Source organism: Actinoplanes sichuanensis, from assembly GCF_033097365.1.
Lineage (GTDB): Bacteria > Actinomycetota > Actinomycetes > Mycobacteriales > Micromonosporaceae > Actinoplanes > Actinoplanes sichuanensis.
In genome coordinates this window covers 10,141,990-10,155,849 of the sequence record NZ_AP028461.1, presented here as the reverse complement: position 1 = coordinate 10,155,849, position 13,860 = coordinate 10,141,990, and the positions used below count along the sequence as shown (strand labels likewise).

General features: G+C 71.5%; 11 protein-coding genes. 3 read left to right on the top strand and 8 right to left on the bottom strand.

From position 1 onward, the window contains the following. Positions 1–45 precede the first annotated feature (45 nt). Positions 46–513 carry a phospholipase gene (locus tag Q0Z83_RS46680; RefSeq protein WP_317789998.1) on the top strand — a complete coding sequence of 156 codons (468 nt, stop codon included), beginning with the start codon at positions 46–48 and terminating at the stop codon, positions 511–513. Between the two features lie 310 nt (positions 514–823). On the opposite strand, the gene Q0Z83_RS46675 is transcribed toward Q0Z83_RS46680, so the two are convergent. Beyond that, a complete protein-coding gene (locus tag Q0Z83_RS46675; protein WP_449701850.1) occupies positions 824–3,451 on the bottom strand; it encodes an ATP-binding protein in 2,628 nt (875 codons plus the stop codon). Between the two features lie 496 nt (positions 3,452–3,947). Continuing rightward, positions 3,948–4,169, bottom strand: coding sequence for an FmdB family zinc ribbon protein (locus tag Q0Z83_RS46670; protein WP_317789996.1), 222 nt, complete (start codon positions 4,167–4,169; stop codon positions 3,948–3,950). Between the two features lie 342 nt (positions 4,170–4,511). Here Q0Z83_RS46670 and Q0Z83_RS46665 point away from each other — a divergent pair, with 342 nt between their 5' ends. Then, on the top strand, positions 4,512–6,107 hold the full coding sequence (locus tag Q0Z83_RS46665; protein WP_317789995.1) for a lytic transglycosylase domain-containing protein: 1,596 nt from the start codon (positions 4,512–4,514) through the stop codon (positions 6,105–6,107). Between the two features lie 109 nt (positions 6,108–6,216). Continuing rightward, on the top strand, positions 6,217–7,236 hold the full coding sequence (locus Q0Z83_RS46660; protein WP_317789994.1) for a GNAT family N-acetyltransferase: 1,020 nt from the start codon (positions 6,217–6,219) through the stop codon (positions 7,234–7,236). Positions 7,237–7,400: 164 nt separating this feature from the next. Here Q0Z83_RS46660 and hemB read toward each other — a convergent pair whose 3' ends face one another. The 6 genes from hemB to Q0Z83_RS46630 all read right to left on the bottom strand — a co-directional run bounded on the left by hemB (position 7,401) and on the right by Q0Z83_RS46630 (position 13,855). Then, positions 7,401–8,387, bottom strand: a complete 987-nt coding sequence (gene hemB, locus Q0Z83_RS46655) for a porphobilinogen synthase (RefSeq protein WP_317789993.1) — start codon at positions 8,385–8,387, stop codon at positions 7,401–7,403. 55 nt (positions 8,388–8,442) lie between these two features. Continuing rightward, positions 8,443–10,029, bottom strand: coding sequence for a bifunctional uroporphyrinogen-III C-methyltransferase/uroporphyrinogen-III synthase (locus Q0Z83_RS46650; protein ID WP_317789992.1), 1,587 nt, complete (start codon positions 10,027–10,029; stop codon positions 8,443–8,445). After that, positions 10,026–10,949 carry a hydroxymethylbilane synthase gene (gene hemC, locus Q0Z83_RS46645; protein ID WP_317789991.1) on the bottom strand — a complete coding sequence of 308 codons (924 nt, stop codon included), beginning with the start codon at positions 10,947–10,949 and terminating at the stop codon, positions 10,026–10,028. The genes Q0Z83_RS46650 and hemC overlap by 4 nt, the downstream gene beginning before the upstream one ends. Next, the gene (locus Q0Z83_RS46640) at positions 10,946–12,241 is read right to left on the bottom strand and encodes a glutamyl-tRNA reductase (RefSeq protein WP_317789990.1); all 1,296 of its coding nucleotides are present in this window, start codon (positions 12,239–12,241) and stop codon (positions 10,946–10,948) included. The genes hemC and Q0Z83_RS46640 overlap by 4 nt, the downstream gene beginning before the upstream one ends. Beyond that, a complete protein-coding gene (locus Q0Z83_RS46635; RefSeq protein WP_317789989.1) occupies positions 12,238–12,984 on the bottom strand; it encodes a redox-sensing transcriptional repressor Rex in 747 nt (248 codons plus the stop codon). The genes Q0Z83_RS46640 and Q0Z83_RS46635 overlap by 4 nt, the downstream gene beginning before the upstream one ends. Positions 12,985–13,216: 232 nt before the next feature. Continuing rightward, positions 13,217–13,855 carry an HAD family hydrolase gene (locus tag Q0Z83_RS46630; RefSeq protein ID WP_317789988.1) on the bottom strand — a complete coding sequence of 213 codons (639 nt, stop codon included), beginning with the start codon at positions 13,853–13,855 and terminating at the stop codon, positions 13,217–13,219. Positions 13,856–13,860: the final 5 nt, after the last annotated feature.

Below are 13,860 nucleotides of genomic sequence, written 5' to 3'. Positions count from 1 at the left end.
TCACATCAGTCACCGGCCGCGCGTCGGAGGTCCCACATGCCCCACATGGCGGTAACCGCGGCCCTCGTCGCCGCAATGCTCCCGGCGGCACCCGCCACACCCGCCGCCGCCTCGCCCGCGGTGGCGGCCTCACCCGCGGTCACCGCCTCCCAGAGTCGGGACGAGATCCTGGCGGGCTGGACCCAGCCGACCGCGGAGAGCACCGCCGCGTGGCTCGCCGCCCGCCGTGATCAGGCCCGCTGGGCGGCTTACCGGTTCGACTGGTCCAGCGACGTGTGCTCGCGGGCGCCGGACGTCCCGGCCGGGTTCGACTTCGCCGACGCCTGCCGGCATCACGACTTCGGCTACCGCAACTACCGGGCCGATCTCGCCCGGCACAAGGACCGGCTGGACGAGGTCTTCCGGGCCGATCTGCGCCGCACCTGCGATCGGCGGCACATGCTCGCGCAGCCGTTCTGCAACGGCATCGCGTTCACCTACTACGAGTCGGTCCGGTTCCTGCCCAGACCATGATTCATTCGGTACGCCCGGAACCGCCGGCAACCGCAGACCACGCCGCCCCGCCGGTGCCCCGCGACGCCCGCGGCCGGTCCCGGCCGCCGACGCGACCGCCGGGCTGAATCCGATGGCTGAGGCGGTGGGGCGGCCCGCGACCGTTGAGCCGAATCCGAACGGCCGGGCGGTTAGTGCGGCCCGCGACCGCCGGGCCGAATCCGAACGGCCTGGCCGGTGGGACGGCCCGCGACCGCCGGCCGCCGACTACGGTCGGAACGCCGGGCCATGATCGGCTCGGGTCACGGCTCGCGGTCTCCGTACCAAATGATCATCTGACTATCTGAGCGAACCGGGCGGCGCCGTTCTCCAGGTCGGGGTGTTCCACCGCCAGGGCCATGGCGACTATCCGGTCGAAGCCGATGCCGGCGCCGTCGGCGTAGGCCGCGTCGAAGGCGGCATCGCCGAGCGCGGCCCGCAGCGAAGCCTGCTGGGCCGACCAGAACGCACCGAACGACGCGGTCCGGCGAGCGCCGTGGGCCGCCTCCGCGCCACCGAACAGCACCGTCGCGGTCGCCGGATCGCCGCCCAGCACACAGCGGACCGCGATCGCCGCCACCGCGTCGGCGGCCGCACCCCGGAAACCGTGCCGCAGCCGGGACCGCAACGCCACCACCAGGTGATCATGAGCGGCCACCAGGTCGCCGCGACGCAACGCGACCATGCCGAGCAGCCAGTCGACGGCCCGGCGGCCGCGGTCCTCGGGACGGGCGGTCTCCAGATGGCGCGCGGCACCGAGCAGTTCGGCCGCCTCGGTCAGCGCGTCCCGGCGCCAGAGCAGCTCGGCCAGCGAGAGCACGGCCGGGAACGCGGCGTGCGGTACGCCGGCCCCTTCGGCCTGAGCGATCACCGCACGACAGTCCCGCTCGGCGGCGCCGAGATCATCTACGGTCAGCGCCAGACGGGCGACGTTGAGCCGGACCGCGAACTCCGGCCCCTCGTCGACCGCCTCCACCGTGCCCTCGGCGAGGTCCAGGTAATGCTCCTGCTCGCCGCGTTCGGTGCTGAGACCGGCGTGCATCAGGTAGGCGGCGCCCAGGTCCGACGGCGGGACGTCGGCGGGCAGCCGGCGATAGAGCGCGTCGAGTAGTTCCCGACCCTCACGGGTCTCGCCATGCTCACGCCACCACGGGTCGAGGGCGGTGGCCAGCCGCAGCCCGGCGGCCACGTCACCGGTCTCGGCGGCCCAGCGCAGGGCCGCCTGCCACTCCCCCACGTACGGGCTCAGCTCGGTCAGCGACAGGGTGCGGACCTGGTCGTCGGGGTCGGTGGTGACCCGGTCCAGGGTGTGCAGCGACCACGTGAGATGCCGTTCCCGGGCAGCCGGCTCGTCACCGGTCGAGGCGAGACGGCGCAGCGCGTACGCCCGAACCTGCTCGGACAGCCGGTATCGGGGTCCGGGCAGCACCTCGACCAGCGACTTGTCGGCGAGCTCGGAGAGGGCGCTGAGGGCCTCCGGGTCGTACCACTCGACGGTCTCCAGGTCGACCGGCCCGGCGAATACGGCGAGCCGGCGCAGCAGCTCGGCCGCGCGGCTGCCCAGAGTGCGGTAGGACCAGGTCAGGTTGTTGGCCAGGCTGGCGTGCCGGCCGTCACCGGCGGCGTCGTTGTCGAGCGCACCGAGCGGGTCGTCGAGCCGCCGGGCCAACTGCTCGGCCGGCAGCAGCCGCAACCGGGCCGCGGCCAGTTGAATCGCCAGCGGCGAACCCTCCAGCCGGGCGGCGAGCCGGGCCAACTGCGGATCGCCGTCTCCCGGCCGCCCGCCCTGCGCGGCCGCCGCCCGGTCCCGGAGCAGGGCGAACGCGTCGGCCGGCACGAGCGGCGGGATCCGCCACACGGTCTCCCCGGCGAGCGCGAGCGGCGCCCGACCGGTCGCCACCACATCCAGGCGGCGGCAGCGGCTGAGCAGCCGGTGCACCATCGTGGTGGTCAGCGCGGGCGCCGCGTCACACGTCTGCAGCACCACCAGCATGCGGCGCTCGGCGCACTCCTCGACCAGCGTGTCGATCATCGGGCGGCCCGGCTCGGGGCGCAGGCCGAGGGCCGCGGCCAATGCGGTGGGCAGGCCTTTCGCCGCGCCGGCGGCATCGATCGTCCAGACCCCGCCGGGGTACGCCGGAAGCAGCTGCTCGGCCACGGCATGGGTGAGGCGGGTCTTGCCGGATCCACCGGGACCGACGACCGTGACCAGGCGGTGGTGACTGATCAGGCCGGCCAGCTCGGACAACTCGGTCCGGCGGCCGACGAACGGGGTGTGCTCGGCGGGCAGGTTGTGTCGGGGCGCCTGCGCGGTCCGGGGGCGGGGGAAGTCCCGTTCCAGGCCCGGCGCCATCACCTGGAACAGCCGCTCGTCGTCGTCGAAGCCGCGTAACCGGTAGGCGCCCAGGTCGAGCAGGTCCACGGTGGCCAGCGTGGCGGCGGCCGCGGCACCTGTCGAACCGCCCGTGGTGGCGGCGTAAGTGGCGGTCACCGCGAGGGCCGTCGCTTCCGAGCAGAGCACCTGGCCACCATGGGCGGCAGCGGACACCCGCGCGGCCCGGTGGACTTCGGCGCTCGCATACTCCTGGCCGATCGGCACCGCGCGGCCGGTGTGTAGACCCATCCGGACGCGGGGCACGGCGTCGGCACGGGGCCAGTCATGAGCGGACAGTCGACGCTGCGCTTCGACACACGCCGCGACCGCCGCGTCAGCGTTCGAGAAAGCCACGAAAAAGGAGTCACCCTCAGTGAGGAGCTCGACACCAGAAAAGTCGTCGAATACTCCGCGTAGCACTGCTCGATGCGCTCCGAGAACATTCCGGTACGCCTCACCGAGCATCCGGGCAAGTCGCGTCGAGCCCTCGATGTCGGTGAACATAAAGGTCACCAGGCCACTGGGTAGCTCGATCCGTCCCGACACGGTGGAACCTCCGCCCCCTTTGGGAAGTCGCGAAACATGCTGCCGTTTCTCTGCGTTACCGCCCATCCTAGAAACGGACGGTAATCATGTGCCCGCCATGGCCGACCCCTTACGGAGGACATCCTGATCGCGGCATCGACCGGAGGCATACGGGACTACGCGTCTCGTAACGAAAGAGATCGAACGCGGAAACGCCGTGCGCGGCCAAAACCGTGGGGGCGCGCGGGTGTACCCGTATGGGGCAACGAATCGCCACCGGGAGCAAGGAGAAGGTCACCGGCCGAAGTCGACAGCCGCGCGGCCGGACCGGGAGGAGCCGCCCGGCCGGACCGACAGAAACCTCGCGGTCCGCTCGGGAGAAGCCTCGCGGCCCGACCGGCAGAAACCTCGCGGCCCGCTCGGGAGAAGCCTCATGGCCCGACCGGCAGAAACCTCGCGGCCCGTCCGGGAGGGGCCGAGCGGCCGGGTCGGGAGGAGCCGAGCGGCGCCGGACCGATCAGCAGCCGCAGCCTCCGCCGCAACAACCTCCCCCACCGCCGCCGCCGGACGGACCGGGCGTGGCCGCGCCGCCACGGCCCGTGACAGCGACTGTGGACAGCAGCTTGACGGTGTCGGCGTGGCCCTGCGGGCAGTCCGCCGGGTCGCTCGCAGCACGCATCGGACGGCTGACTTCGAACGTGGCGCCACACGACCGGCACCGGAACTCATAACGCGGCATCCGACCAGCGTAGGGCCCGTGCGGTAGGCAGCGCACGGCGAGTTCGGCGAGGAGTTGCCGGACCGTTGCCGAGGCGTTGTCCACAGGCGGCCGACGTACCTCCCGAGAGTGGTTTCCGGCGGGTAGGGTCGACCCGTGGTGGAGGCGTCGAACAACCCAGCAGAGCGGCCGGAGCTGCGATCCGCGGCTCCTCATCAGCGTGGGCCGCTGGCTAGTTCGGGCGCGGCCCCCGTCGACACCTCCCCCGCCTCCGCTGAGCCCGCACCCGGACCCGCCCCCGTTAAGCCCGCACCCACCTCCGACTCCGCCTCCGCTAAGTCCGCACCCGCGTCCGCTGAGCCAGTGTCCGCATCGGCCGCGGCTGAGGCGGCATCCGCATCGGCCGACACCGCGGAGCCGCGGCCTGCCGCGAAGTCTCACACCGGGACGCCGCAGGCCGGGCCGGCACCGACCTCGCCCTCCGAGACGGCGCCGACGGCGGCCGCGCTCTCCGACCCGCTGGCGGGGCGGGACGGCACGGGGGTGCCCGCCGCGACCACACCGGACATCGGTAAGGCTTCCGGCGACACCGCGCCAGCGTCCGCCGACAAGGCGAAGGGCGCCGGAGCAGCCCCACCCGAGGACGCAAAGCCGGGCGACACGAAACCAGGCGACGCGAAGCCAGGCGACGCGAAGCCAGGCGACGCCAAACCGGGCGACACGAACCCGACCGACGCAAAGCCAGGCGACACCAAACTGGGCGACGCCAAACCAGGTGATGCGAAGCCGAGCGACACGAAGCCGGGCGACACGAAGCCGAGCGACACGAAGCCGGGCGACGCCAAGCCGGGCGACGCCAAGCCGGGCGACGCCAAGCCGGGCGACGCCAAGCCGGGCGACGCCAAGCCGGGCGACGCCAAGGCTGCCGGGGATCCCAAGACCGCGGGCGACACGAAGTCAGGCGATGACTCCACGCCCGCGAGCGGCGCGAAACCGGGTGCCGAGGGCAAGGCGGCCCCGGGGAAGGCGCGGCGGCGGTTCCGGCCACTGCACGCCACCGGACGGGCCGCTCGCGGGGTCTACGCCTGGACCAGAGGGCCGGCCGGCCGGGTCGTGGTGCCCGGTGTCCTGGTGGCGACGCTCGTCGTGCTGGCCGGATCGTTCGGGGCCTACCTGGTGCCACAGGCACTGGAGGCGAAGCCGACACCCAGCGCCACTCCCACGTTCGGTGCCGATCCGCAGGGTTCGGTGCCGCCGGCGGTGTGGGAGTCGCCCGGAAACCAGCCCGGCCTGCCGGGGACCGGGACGTTGCCGAGTTACCCGGTTCCGGGCGCCACCACCGGCCTGCCGGGCGTGCTGCCCACCCAACCGGCGGTGAACGCGGCCCGGCCCGCCGACGCGCTGGCCGCCTGGGCCGAGCAGACCGGCACCCGGGTGGGCATCCCGGTGGTGGCGGTGCAGGCTTACGGCTACGCCGAGCTGGTGCTCGCGCAGACCAACCCGGGCTGCCGTCTGGACTGGACCACGCTCGCCGCGATCGGCAAGGTGGAGTCGTCGCACGGCAGCTTCAACGGCGCGGTGCTCGGCGCGGACGGGGTGGCGCAGCCGACGATCCTCGGGCTGCCGCTCGACGGCCAGGGCGGTCGGCAGCTGATCGCCGACACCGACCGGGGCGCGCTCGACGGCGACACCGCATTCGACCGGGCGATCGGGCCGATGCAGTTCATCCCGTCGACCTGGAAGGAGACGGCGGTCGACGCGGACCGGGACGGCGTGGCCAACCCGAACGACATCGACGACGCCGCACTGACCGCGGCGACCTATCTGTGCAAGGGCAGCCGCGACCTGTCCAAGCCGGACGCATGGTGGGACGCGATCCTGTCGTACAACGCGGTCCGGCCGTACGCGCAGAAGGTGTTCGCGACCGCCGACGACTACGGCCGGCGCAGCAAGCTCTGACCTGAACGGTCGCCGAGACATCGGTGATCATAGCGACGCTCTGTGAGTACCGCGTACTTTTGCGTGGTCAGCACTTCCCTGAAGGTCTCACAAACGGCACGATGTACGAGTGAGGGTGCGTGAATGGGATCCCCGCTCCGCGTCCGCGACCGAGATCAACTCGCTCGTGGAGACGGTGAACGCGGTCCTGGCGGTAGATCTACCGGATGATCCACCCTGGCGGGACGTGCAGGTCAGGGAGTATCTGGCCGAGACCATGCCGGGCGAGCGCCGGATCACCTGGATCGCCGAGGACGATCGCCTCCCGGAGGGCGAGGGAAAGATCTTCGGGCACGTGAACATCCTGTTGCTCGGCGACATCGGCGTGCTCGAGGTGGTGGTCCGGCCCGAATTGCGGCGTCGCGGGCTGGGCCGGCAGTTGCTGGCGGTGGCGGCGCGGCGGGCCTATCTGGAGGGTTTCTCGTCGATCGGCGTCGAGGCGATCGGCGGCACGTCGGCGATCCCGTTCTACGAGTCCCTCGGATTCGAGCGGGAGTATGTGGAGACCCGCAGTGTCCTCAACCTGAACACGGTGGACTGGCTCGCGCTCGGCGGGATGGCCAGCGGGATCAGTGCCGGTTACCGGATCGAGTACCACCCGGGCGGCCCACCCGACCATCTGCTCGCCGCCTACGCCCAGGCCAAGGCCGAGGCACAGCGGGACGACGACGATCTGGACCTGGCGCCCCGATCATCGGATCCGCAGCGGCTGCGTGACTCGCTGGAGACGCTGCACAAGCGCGGCCTGAAACCTTACATCGTGCTGGCGATCCACGAGTCGACCGGAAACGTGGCCGGACTGACCGAGGTGGTGGTGCCGGCGCAGCATCCGGAGCGGGCCGATCAGTACGACACGATCGTCGTCCGGGAGCATCGCGGCTACGGCATCGACCGGGCGATCAAGGCACGGATGCTGTTCGAGCTGCGGGCCGCCGAACCGACGCTGGGTCAGGTGCAGACGTGGAACGCGCAGCACAACGAGTCGATGCTGAAGGTCAACGCGGAACTGGGCTACCAGTCCGACCGTGACTGGTTCGAATACATCGCCGACGTGACGCAGCTGGTCCAGTCCCTGGAGCCGACCGACTGACCCGGCTGGTCCTCAGGGCTGTCCCGATGCGCCGGGACAGCCCTCACAACCAGCCGTTACCACCGGATCAGCCCGGCGGTCGCGTTTCGGCCGGACGGGCCGCCTGCCTCGCGTGGCCGCCACGGTGGGTGTGGTTCGGCGAGGGGCGGCCGACGGCGTACCACCTAGCGGTTTCGAATGAGATTCGCCGCCTCGACGGCCCAGTAGGTGAGGGTGATCTGGGCGCCGGCGCGCTTGATCGAGGTGAGCGATTCGAGGATGACGCGCTCGCGGTCGATCCAGCCGTTCGCGGCGGCCGCCTCGACCATCGCGTACTCGCCGGAGACCTGGTAGGCGGCGACCGGAACGGTCACCCGGTCGCGGATCGCGGCGATGATGTCCAGGTAGGGCAGTGCCGGCTTGACCATGACGATGTCGGCGCCCTCGGCGATGTCGAGGTCGACCTCGCGCAGGGCCTCGCGGAGGTTCGGCGGGTCCTGCTGGTACTGGCGGCGGTCACCCTGCAACGTCGACTCGACGGCCTCACGGAACGGGCCGTAGAAGGCGCCCGCGTATTTCGCGGAGTAGGCGAGGATCGCGATGTCCTGGTGGCCGGCCGCGTCGAGGGCACGGCGGATGACGCCGATCTGACCGTCCATCATGCCGGACGGGCCGACCATGTGGGCTCCGGCGTCGGCCTGGGCGACGGCCATGTCGGCGTAGATCTTCAAGGTGGCGTCGTTGTCGACCGAGCCGTCACCGGCGAGCACACCACAGTGGCCGTGCGAGGTGAACTCGTCGAGACACAGGTCGCTCATGATGACCGTGGAGTCGCCCAGCTCGGCCCGCAGGTCGCGGAGGCCGACGTTGAGGATGCCGTCCGGGTCGAGACCGGCCGAACCGGTCTCGTCCTTGTTCGCGTTGTCCGGCACCCCGAAGAGCATCAGGCCGCCGACACCGGCCGCGACCGCCTCGGCCGCGGCCTTGCGCAGCGATTCGCGGGTGTGCTGGACGACGCCCGGCAGCGAGCTGATCGGTTTCGGCTCGGTCAGTCCCTCCTTGAGGAACATCGGGAGGATCAGCTCGGACGGGGCGAGCCGGGTCTCCTCCACCAGCCGGCGGATGGCCGGGGTCCGGCGGAGACGTCGCGGGCGGATGTCGGGAAAGGCCATCATGTGCTCCCGGGTGCGCGCCGGCCATCCGTGGCCGGCGCGCCTCGTCAGAGGATCAGCGGAAACGCAGAGCCGTCGGGCCCTGCACCTTGGAGCCGCGGCGCTGCTTGGCCGGCATCGCGGCCAGCTTCTCGCGGAGCTCCAGTGCGTACTCGGCGAGCGCCTCGACCAGGTCGGGCACCGAGGCGTTCTGCGGCTGGGTGTCGACCCGGAGGCCGAACTCGACGGCGGTCTCGGCGGTCTTCGGGCCGATCACCGCGACGACCGTACGGGCGTGCGGCTTGCCGGCGATGCCGACCAGGTTGCGGACGGTCGAGGACGAGGTGAAGAGCACCGCGTCGAAACCGCCGGACTTGATCGCGTCGCGGATCTCGGCGGGCGGCGGGGCGGCGCGGACCGTCCGGTACGCCGTGACGTCGTCCACCTCCCAGCCGCGCTCGATCAGCCCGGCCGCGAGAGTCTCGGTCGCGATGTCGGCCCGCGGCAGCAGCACCCGGCCGACCGGGTCGAGGATCTCGTCGTGCGGCGAGAACTCGGCCAGCAGACCGTCCGAGGACTGCTCGCCGGCCGGGATCAGCTCCGGCTGGATGCCGAACGCGCGGACCGCGTCGGCGGTGGCCTCACCGATGCAGGCGATCTTCACGCCACCGAAGTGCCGGGCGTCCAGGCCGTGCTCGCCGAACTTCTCCCAGACCGCGCGGACCGCGTTGACCGAGGTGAAGATGACCCACGCGTACCGGCCGTCGACCAGGCCCTTGACGGCCCGCTCCATCTGCGCCGGGGTACGCGGCGGCTCGACCGCGATGGTCGGCACCTCGCACGGGATCGCGCCGTAGGCACGGAGCCGGGCGGACATCGCGCCAGCCTGCTCCTTGGTCCGCGGGACGAGGACCTTCCAGCCGTACAGCGGGCGGTTCTCCCACCAGCTGAGGCTGTCCCGCTCGGCCACGTCGGAGCCGACGGTCAGCACGACCCGGCCGGTGAAGCCGAGCGCCGCCGCGACGAAGCTGTCCACGGTCGAGGTGGTGGTGTACTGCGTCTCGCCGGTGCCGTCACCCGTGACGCCGACCGGGACACCCGGCTCGACACCCGCGGCGAGCAGCCCGTCCCGGACGGCGGCGAGGTCGCCGGCGTCCACGGCCACCGCGAAGGAGCCCTTCTGGGCGGCCGTGGCGAGCGCGTCGAAGTCGAGGTTGGTGACGTCGTCGACGTCGGCGGCGATCCGCACGCCGGGCAGCGGCACACCGGCGTAGGTGGCGACGCCCTCGGCCTGCCCGATACCGGGGATGACCTCGAAGTGCACTGCGGTCCGCGCGACCGCCTGCACCTCCTTGACCACCGAGTCGTGGCCGAACGGGTCACCGGCGACCAGGTGTACGGCGGACAGGCCGGACTTGGCCGCGGAGAGCAGCACCTTGGCGACGTCACCGGGGGCGCCCTCGGCCGGGCTGAACTGCGCGTCCTCCTTGGCGTCGGAACGGATCGCGCTGAGCAGGGAATCGGGCACGCCGCGGTCGTAGACCACCTGGTCGGCATCGGTCAGCGCCGCATACGCGCGGCGGGTCAGCAGCTCCGGGTCGCCGGGTCCGGCGCCGATGAACGCGATGCGTCCGGCTGGCTTACGGGCGGTGCGGGTGGTCATTCTGTGCTCCCCATCAGGGTATCGGCTCCGGCGTCGAGGAGATCGATGGCAAGCGCCTTGCCGATCTCCGCCGCGCCGGCGGGCGTTCCGGTGCGCGACAGTCGGACGGCTCGGACGCCATCCGGGCTGATCACGGCACCGCGCAGGTAAATCTCGTCACCGTCGTCGCCCTCGGCGATCTCGGCGTGTGCCGCGACCGGGGCGGAGCACCCGGCCTCTAGCGTCGCGAGCATCGACCGCTCCGCCACCACGGCGGCGCGGGTCGGTGCGTGATCGAGAACGGACAGCAACTCGATCAGGTCGGTGTCGTCGGCCCGGCACTCCACGGCCAGCGCACCCTGAGCCGGGGCGGGCAGCATGAGCATCGGGTCGAGCGTCTCGGTGATCTCCGCGAATCGGCCGAGACGTGCCACTCCGGCCCGGGCGAGAACGACGGCGTCGAGATCTGCCTCGGGTCCGAGTACCCGGGCGATTCGCGAGTCGACGTTCCCTCGGATCGGCGTGACCTGCAACTCTAGGCCCAAAGCCCGTAGTTGCGCGATTCGGCGCACCGCACCGGTGCCGATGGTCGAGCCCGGCGGGAGCTCGGCGAGGGTCAGTCCGTCCCGGGCGATCAGGGCGTCCCGAGGGTCCTCCCGCACCGGCACGGCCGCGATGTGCAGGCTCGGAGGCTCGGCGGTGGGCAGATCCTTGTACGAATGGACAGCGAAGTCGATCTCACCGGCCAGCAGCGCGTCACGCAGCGCGGAGACGAAGACACCCACACCGAGCTGGGCGACCGGGGCGGCCGAGCGGTCACCAGGGGTGACGATCCGGACCAGCTCGACCGGGCGGCCGGTGGCAGCGGTCAGCGCGTCGGCGACCATCTGCGACTGGGTGAGCGCCAGGGCGCTACCCCGTGTGCCGAGACGCAGCGTCATGCTTTCCCCCCGATCTCAGGTACCGCGTCGGCCTGGGTGGCGAGCGGGACGTCCAGGTCGAACAGTTCCCGGAGCAGCGCGGCGTACTGGTCGCCGCCGGGTTCGGCGGCGAGCTGACGGACCCGCACGGTGGGTGAGTGCAGCAACTGCTGGACGACCCGGTGCAGGGTACGGGAAACATCCGCCCGCTGCTCCTCGGTGAATTCCGGCCGCCGGGACATCAGCTTGCGCATCTCCGCCGACACCACCTCCTCGGCGCGCGTCCGCAACGCCGCCACCGTGGGTGCGATCTCGGCACCGCGCAGCCAGCCGAGGAAGTTCTCCACCTCGCCGGTGACGATCTGCTCGACCGCTGCGGTCTCGGCCGCGGCCGGGTTGGTGCGCCGGCTGTTGGCGAGGCTGTCGATGTCGACGACGGTCAGGCCGGGCAGGCCGACGGCGTCGGGCGCCACGTCCCGCGGGACGGCCAGGTCGAGGACGATCAGGTCCTTGCCGACCCGCTCCAGTCGCTCGCGGGTGAGCACCGGCTCGGTGGAGGCGGTCGCGCACACCACGATGTCGACCTCGCGCAGCACCTCGTCCAGCCGGGCGAACGGGACGGCGACGGCCCCGTAGGCCTCGGCGAGCCGGTCGGCCCGCTCGTGGCTGCGATTGGTGATCCGCAACGGGCCGACACCGGTACGGGTGAGCGTGGCCACCGACAGCGAGCCCATCGCCCCGGCCCCGATGATCAGGGCGGACCGGCCGGTCAGGTCGCCGCCGAGGTGCTCGGCGGCCACGTCGAGGGCGGCCGTGACGACGCTCTGCCCGGCCTTGTCGATGCCGGTCTCGGCGTGCGCCCGCTTGCCGACGCGCAGGGTCTGCTGCATCAGCTCGTGCAGGAGCCGTCCGGCCGAGTCGACCTCGGTGGCCGCGTGGTACGCGTCGCGCAGCTGCCCGAGGATCTGAGCCTCGCCGACGACCATCGAGTCGAGACCGGACGACACCCGGAACGAGTGCCGGACGGCGGCCTCGCCGTAGTGCACGTAGAGGTGGCCGGCCAGCTCGGTGGCCGGGATGCCGGAATGCTCGGACAACACGTTGCAGATGTCGCCGAGGCCGCCGTGGAAGCCGCTGACCGCCGCGTAGACCTCCACCCGGTTGCAGGTGGAGACGACGACCGCCTCGCCCACGTAGGGCTGGGCGACCAGGCGCTGGAGCAGCTCGGGGACTGACGACTCGGGGATGACCAGGCGCTCGAGGACCGCGACGTCAGCCGTCCGGTACGAGGCGCCGATGCTCAGCAGGTTCACGACCCGACCGCCTCCTGATCGCCGCTCGCCGGTGGCGCGGATCGGCCGCCGGGCAACGCGGTCAGAGACGCCTTGCGGTGCTCGTGGAACGAAAGGATCTGCAGCTCGATGGCGAGATCCACTTTACGGACGTCAACGTTGGACGGCACCGACAGAACCCCCGGGGCGAAATTGAGGATGCTTGTCACTCCCGCGGCGACCAGCGCGTCGGCGACCGCCTGGGCGGTGCCGGGCGGGGTGGCGATGACTCCGATCGCGATCGACTCCTCGGCGGCGATCCGCTCCAGGTCGTCGGTGTGCTGCACGGTGAGGCCGTTGATCTGCTCGCCGACCTTCTTCGGATCGGCGTCGAAGAGCGCCACCACCCGGAAACCACGGCTCGCGAAACCGGCATAACCGGCCAGGGCGTGCCCGAGGTTGCCGACGCCGACCAGACAGACCGCCCGGTTCTTGTCGAGGCCCAGGATGTACTCGATCTGGTCGACGAGCAGGGCCACGTCGTAGCCGACACCGCGGGTGCCGTACGAACCGAGGTGCGACAGATCCTTGCGGAGTTTCGCCGAGTTGACCCCGGCCGCCGCGGCGAGACCCTCGCTCGACACCGTCTCCGCGCCGGTCTCGGCGAGGTGGTGAAGGGCACGAAGGTACTCAGGCAGTCGCGCGATGGTCGCCTCCGGCAGATCCGGGAAGGCCGGGACGCCATCGGCTTCGCCGGGCGTGCTTCCGTGACGTTGCTGACTCATCTGACTCCGTGCCGACGAGGCGAACCTGCGGTGAGCCCCGTCTGTGCGATACCGGTGGAACCCTCGTGGGGTGGCTGTGGTAGCGGGGCTCGTCGGAGTCACAGAGTAGGCGCTTGTGAAGGCGTGCACAAATCGCGATCTTGTCGGGACAATTGGACAAGATCGACCCGGCTGTGTTAGTCGGGCCGACCTGTCGAGTATTACCTTTCGAACCCCGCCAGGGCCACTCAGCTCAGAGTGACATGGCCATCTTTACCGCCTCTACCAGCGTGTCGGCGACCGGACGCCCGGATTCACGCAACCGTGCGGGATCGGTGAACCCGCCCGTGTACAGAACCGCGTGTCCGCCGACCGACTCGGCCGCGTCGGCGTCGTCGAGCGAGTCTCCGATCATCACCACGTCGGCGCCGTCGACACCGAGTTCGGCCAGGTGAGCGGCGAGATGCGCGGCCTTGAACCCACCGCCCAGCTCGGTCCGCAACCCGTCGATCCGGGCGAACAGCCCGGCCAGGCCGTAGCCCTCGACGGCCGGGACCAGCTCGTGGTGGAACCACATGGAGAGCAGCGACTGACTGCCCGGCCAACTCTTGATCGCCGCCTGCGCGTCGGCGGCCAGCGTCACATCGGTCAAACCGAGCCGGTACGCGTCGTGGAAGATCCGGTCCAGTCGGCCGAACTCCTCCTCGTCGATGGCGCGGCCGAGCATCTCGGCGTAGAAGTCGGCGACCGGCCGCCGGAAGGTCCGCCGGTGTTCGTCGGAGCCGACGTCCCGTCCGCCCGCCGAGGCGAAGGCGACGTTTGTCGACGACACGACCAGGTGCAGATCGTCGAGAAGGGTGCCGTTCCAGTCCCAGACCAAGTGCTTCGTCACCCGGC

Coding starts and splice junctions, on each gene's coding strand:
- hemC (WP_317789991.1), bottom strand. CDS start 10,949: ATGACGCTGCGTCTCGGCACACGGGGTAGCGCCCTGGCGCTCACCCAG.
- Q0Z83_RS46650 (WP_317789992.1), bottom strand. CDS start 10,029: ATGACCACCCGCACCGCCCGTAAGCCAGCCGGACGCATCGCGTTCATC.
- hemB (WP_317789993.1), bottom strand. CDS start 8,387: ATGGCCTTTCCCGACATCCGCCCGCGACGTCTCCGCCGGACCCCGGCC.
- Q0Z83_RS46680 (WP_317789998.1), top strand. CDS start 46: ATGGCGGTAACCGCGGCCCTCGTCGCCGCAATGCTCCCGGCGGCACCC.
- Q0Z83_RS46635 (WP_317789989.1), bottom strand. CDS start 12,984: ATGAGTCAGCAACGTCACGGAAGCACGCCCGGCGAAGCCGATGGCGTC.
- Q0Z83_RS46670 (WP_317789996.1), bottom strand. CDS start 4,169: ATGCCGCGTTATGAGTTCCGGTGCCGGTCGTGTGGCGCCACGTTCGAA.